Origin of the sequence: Sphingobium phenoxybenzoativorans, from assembly GCF_001757355.1 — a bacterium.
Taxonomy (GTDB): Bacteria; Pseudomonadota; Alphaproteobacteria; order Sphingomonadales; family Sphingomonadaceae; genus Sphingobium; species Sphingobium phenoxybenzoativorans.
On the sequence record NZ_MINO01000188.1, the window covers coordinates 1 to 1,121 of the forward strand.

Here is a 1,121-nt window from a genome sequence, read left to right on the forward strand (position 1 = left end):
CTGACATTTCCATGAAACATTGTCCCTCCTCGTGGCCACCCTATCGCGCCATTGCCTGCCTGTCGTCAGTTTCACCGATCAGCAGATCACAGGCCGTCCACCAAGCCTGCCAAGCTGTGCAAGTCCGCCAGCCCCATCGAAGGAGTACACTGACGCAAGCCCGACCAGATTTGTGACGGCGCCGATGGTCACGTCGCCAAAGGCGAAAGCATCCCAGCAACCAACCCGGAAAGCCCGGTTCGTGCGTCATCCAGGCTGCCCGACATATCGACCTGCCCCAACACGAGTAATTCCCTGCCGCCATCCATACCGAACTCCCGCACCACGGCGCCTCCCGATCCCGGACGCGCGGGATAGAGGAGCATCAGGCGGTCGCAGCGGTAGAGCCGCGCATAGGCCATCATCTGGTAGACATCGGCCTGGCCGACGCCCTTGCGGCGATCGAGCGGATCTCCGCTCAGAGACTTCCACTTGGTATCGACGATGGCCACCACCTCGCCGTCCCGGCGCAGCAGGATGTCGGGCCGCGTCTGGAACAGGTGCCCCGTGCAATCCTCGTCCCCACGCCAGTCGCCCAGGCAATAGCGCAGGCCGCCCTGCGCGACGACATCGATGCCGCTGCCGGCAAGATCCTGGCGAAGCAGCGCGGCGACCGCAGCTTCGAACAGGTCGTTCATCGCGAACAGCAGCGCAACACCCTCCCCGCCGCCGGCGCTCGCCGAGGTCGATTGCCAGTCGCGCCTCACAAGCAGACGGGCGAGGGCGAACAGGCTCTCCCAGCGCCGGTTGGTCCGATCTATACTGACCCGATCCCACGGCAATGACGACAGGGGGATATCGGAGACGCCGGCGAGCACGAAACGAAGCTCATCCAGCAGCCGCTGGGTGTCGGGCGCGCGGCTCAGCCGGCGCAGCGCAAGCACGGCCGCTTTCATGACCTGCAGCAGCGGAAGATCGCTCGAGAGCTGATCGTACCGGCAGGCGAGCCGATCGGGCCGGACCGCATGATGCGTGAACTGCCGGGTGACATCGAGACGCCCCCGCAACGCCGACAGATCGTCCTCATGCGGCAGATAGCGCCGCGGGAGGCCTCGCCGGGTTTCGACAAGGAGCCGGTCGGC

Annotated in this window: 1 protein-coding gene; it reads right to left on the bottom strand. The window is 65.7% G+C overall.

The window, feature by feature from the left end; all coding sequences use genetic code 11:
* Positions 1-188 precede the first annotated feature (188 nt).
* A partial coding sequence (locus BHQ40_RS24760; protein WP_216094925.1) for an McrC family protein occupies positions 189-1,121 on the bottom strand: 933 nt, incomplete at its 5' end.